The following is a 3,585-nucleotide window of genomic DNA, read 5'->3' as shown; positions in this document are numbered from 1 at the left end:
CGAGTGGTTCCGCGGGCTCGGATGGTCCCGCCGGCTCGGGTGGTTCCTCTGGTGCCGATGGCGAGGTGGGGACCGGGGAGGAGACCCAGGCGAACGGTCGGGGGCCCGTTCGCGAGGGTGGCAGGACACCGGGGGGTGCCGGATTGGTTCCGGCACGGGTCCCCGGTGCCCTGCATGCCGCCGAGCACGCGGCGATCGGCCTGCTACCGCTGTTCGCTACGTGCGACCGGTGGGACATCGGCGGGGTGAGTACCGCGTGGCACGAAGACACCGGGGAGGCGACGGTGTTCGTGCATGACGGCCATCCCGGGGGTGCGGGATTTGCCGAACGCGGTTATGCCGCGATTGTCCCGTGGCTGGCCGCAACGCGGGAGGCGATCGTCTCCTGCGAGTGCCCGACGGGATGCCCGTCCTGCGTCCAGTCGCCGAAGTGCGGGAACGGCAACGAGCCGCTGGACAAGGCGGGGGCAGTGGCTGTGCTGGGAACCGTGCTCGGGGCGTTGCGTCAACACGGCACCTAGACGGCCACTTGGTGGTTCATGGAGTTGTGTCCTGCTCCGCCTCGGCCGGGCTGGGACCGGCCGGTGGCGGTGGTTCTGTGGTCCGCGTGGTTCAGGCGGCGCTGGACTGGACCAGCTGCGGCGAGCGCTCGCCGGCCAGGGCCCGCACGAGGACGTCGTGCACCTCGGCGGCGTCCGGCAGCTGCCAGCCGCAGACCTCGGGCTTGACGCGCCAGTGCACGACACCGTGCTGGAACGGCGACGGCGGCAGCGGGATGTAGCTGTCCTTGCCGTGCCACTGGACGGAGGAGCGGTTGGCGAGCTCGGCCGGCACGTGGTCGGCGACGGTGGTGAGGAAGAGCCAGCGGCCGTTCGGCAGCGCGATGATCGGCGCGGGGTGGCCGAGGGCACGGAGGAGGCGGCAGGCACGCTTGCCGATTTCGTCGTCGACCTCGATGGCGTCGAGCACGGTGCCGGTGGCGACGAGCAGGCTGTGGGTGCGGTCGGAGAACCAGGTGGCGACCTCGTGGGCGTGGGTGCCGATCTGCTCACGCCAGGCGTCGATGGCCGGAACCGGACGACGCCAGGTGAGGTCGTCGCCGCCCGCGAGCGGGGCGGGGTCGACACCCGGGAGCACCGGCCAGCCGCGCCAGGCGAGGCCGATCGCCTCCGCCCGCAGTTCGATGCGGAAGGCACCGCGCCAGCTGTCCGGCCAATTCGCGTCCAACATTGTGTTTCCTGCCTTCAAGTTCCGGTTCTCCGCGACCCGCTGGGACCCTGCCGTGGTGTCGCACATCTCACTTAACGGCAAGTTGCACATTGCCCGGAACCCCCGCGCGACAACCGGTGGTTACGAGGCGATGAACGCCCAGTGATCCGTACGGCCCGACCGAACCCCGCGGCACGGATGGACGGCGAACGGCGACCGCACACGGACCGTTCGTCGCGGGAAACCCCAGGATCCGCGGGGTTTCGACCGCTCGTCCGGCGAGGTGGAGAGGGCGGTTCGGCCCAGGTGAGCAGCCGATTCGACCGCTCGCCGTGCACCAACGACCGCTGCCCGTGACAATCGGCCGCTCATCGCCCGGCCGCGCGGATCAGCCGGTCACCGCCGCATACCGACCGGTCGGCGTCCGCCGGGCGGTGAGGGTCGGGGCCGCCGGGTGGTGGCGTGGGCGGCCGGGGTGGAGGTGCGCTGTCGCAGAAGCGCGACGGCCTCGCCCACTCGGAGGGGTTTGGCTGCCGGTGGCGGTCCGCGGCGGCAAACGCGGGACGGTGCCGGCGGGGAGGGCGCCTCGGCGAGAGTGCCCGCGGGTGGCAGTCCCCTATTGCGGAGTGCGCCTGGTGCCGCGGTCGTGCGACAGGCATCGCAGCTGCGCGACTCGTGTCGCAGCTGCGCGACACCAGTCGCGAATGCGCGACGGTGTCGCGAGCTGCGGACAGGGCATCCGTCACGGGCAGCTTGGGCACGCCACCTAGCTCCGCCACCTTCGCACTCGTGGCTGAGTGTGGCCGCTTATTCGTGGAGCGGGCGGATCGGCGTACCTCCGAGTTCGCTTGTCGATGCTTCCGGGGCTGGGCGGGGTGCTTCGGCCGCCGGGCCGGCGCGGGCGTGGGCGGATGGCCTCGGTATGCCCGCCACTGCCGGGCCGCGGGCCTCGACTTCGACCAGGACGTCGAGCTGTTGCCAGCGGCATGTCCGGAGGGTCACTCCCATTCGGTCGGCTACCCATCTCGCGCGTTCGCATGCCCGGACCGGGCCTTCGCTCGCGTGGGAGGCCGCGGCCAGGGCGCCCAGGTCGGCCGCCGACTCTGTCTGGTGGCGTGCCGTCACCGTCGAGGCCAGCCACAACGCCAGTGTTGCCACGGCCGTCAGGGCTGCCACCGCCATTGCCGTCCAGATCGTGGCCGCTCCACTGTCCGGGGCCTGGCCGTCAGCCATTCGGCACCTCCGTGCCCGGCTCGGCCACCGCGTAGGCCGTTGCGTCCAGGTGGATCTCCGGGAGGAGGACGGCCGCCGGGTGGGCCGTTACCTTGGCCGTGATCTCTTCGCCGAGTTGCTCGAACGCCAGGTTCGCGCCCGGTGGGGCTATCCGGTGGACCGCGGCCGCTGCCTCCTGAGGCTGGCCTCTGGCCAGCAGCCGCGCTGCTTCGCGGGCTGCGTCCGTGCAGCGCAGCTGGGCCGTCAGCACCGTGAGGCCCGCGACCAGCAGGACCGTCACCACCGTCAGGCCGGCCAAGCCGAGCGCTGCCTCGACCGTCACCGAACCCCCGTCCTCGTGTCTCATGACGGCACCGCCAAGGCCTTCATGACCAAACTCGTCAGCCACGAGACGACCGAGTCGCCGGTGAGCAAGGAGTAGAGGACGGCGGCGAAGGCCGCGACGGCGACCGTGACGATGGCGTACTCGACCGTCGTGGAACCGTCGTCCGAGCGGGGGCGGCGGCGGAATGCGCACATGAGGGGCTTCCCTTCGATCGGGGTTGGTGGTCAGAAGAGCGGGCCGAGCCGTCCCGCGAGGCCGAGGACGACCGGGAGCACGCCCAGGCAGAAGAAGGCCGGCAGGAAACACAGCCCGACCGGCAGGGCCAGCGCCACCCCGGCCCGCTCGGCGCGTTCCTCGGCTTCGGTGGTCAGCTCGTCGCGGAACCGGCCGGCGAGGTCGCCGGCCGCCGTGGCGAACGCCGCGCCTGAGCGGGATGTCCGGATCGCCGCGGCCGCCAGCTCGCCGAGGCCCGGGACGGCCCGCACCGGCGCCCAGGCCTCGTCCGGCCGGGAGCCGAGAGCGAGCAGCCCGGCCGTCGAGCTCAATGCCGCCGTTGCTGCCGCAGGCGCCGCGCCGGCCACGGCCTCCAACGCCGAAGGAACCGGCAGCCCGGCGCGCAGGCAGGCGGCGAGGAGGTCGAGCGTTCCCGCCAGCCGCAGCTTGGCGGCGATGTCGATGCCGCGCCCTGATGGTTGTGGTTGTAAAGGACTTCTCAGCCGGCGCCTACATGTTCCTCCAGCGGCTGATGCAGCAAGACGTCGCCGGCTGGGAAGGCCTCTACAACCACAACCATCATGGCGCGCCATGACTTACGACCT

The 3,585-nt window shown here is 72.0% G+C and carries 6 protein-coding genes; 1 reads left to right on the top strand and 5 read right to left on the bottom strand.

Annotation, left to right across the window (positions count from 1 at the left end; genetic code table 11):
• On the top strand, positions 1-521 hold a 521-nt coding region (locus tag CCN39_RS48395; protein ID WP_143264495.1), incomplete at its 5' end, for a Zn-binding domain-containing protein.
• Between the two features lie 91 nt (positions 522-612).
• Here the strand turns inward: CCN39_RS48395 and CCN39_RS48390 are convergent.
• From CCN39_RS48390 to CCN39_RS48370, 5 genes are all read right to left on the bottom strand, one after another.
• A complete protein-coding gene (locus CCN39_RS48390; protein WP_086853958.1) occupies positions 613-1,230 on the bottom strand; it encodes a bifunctional DNA primase/polymerase in 618 nt (205 codons plus the stop codon).
• A 786-nt stretch (positions 1,231-2,016) separates the two neighbouring features.
• Entirely contained in the window at positions 2,017-2,442 is a 426-nt protein-coding gene (locus CCN39_RS48385) for an Rv3654c family TadE-like protein (RefSeq protein ID WP_086853956.1), read from the bottom strand.
• Positions 2,435-2,764: a TadE family type IV pilus minor pilin gene (locus CCN39_RS48380; protein WP_086853962.1), complete on the bottom strand. Its 330-nt coding sequence runs from the start codon at positions 2,762-2,764 to the stop codon at positions 2,435-2,437. Before CCN39_RS48380 ends, CCN39_RS48385 begins: the two co-directional genes overlap by 8 nt.
• Positions 2,765-2,784: 20 nt before the next feature.
• Positions 2,785-2,961, bottom strand: coding sequence for a DUF4244 domain-containing protein (locus CCN39_RS48375; RefSeq protein ID WP_086853954.1), 177 nt, complete (start codon positions 2,959-2,961; stop codon positions 2,785-2,787).
• 30 nt (positions 2,962-2,991) lie between these two features.
• Complete coding sequence (locus tag CCN39_RS48370; RefSeq protein ID WP_434781170.1) at positions 2,992-3,573, bottom strand: type II secretion system F family protein; 582 nt, start codon at positions 3,571-3,573, stop codon at positions 2,992-2,994.
• Between the last annotated feature and the right edge of the window lie 12 nt (positions 3,574-3,585).

The organism is Amycolatopsis kentuckyensis, assembly GCF_002155975.1.
GTDB classification, from domain to species: Bacteria; Actinomycetota; Actinomycetes; order Mycobacteriales; family Pseudonocardiaceae; genus Amycolatopsis; species Amycolatopsis kentuckyensis.
Note: the sequence above shows the minus strand (reverse complement) of the source record. Positions and strands in the feature narration are given on the sequence as shown.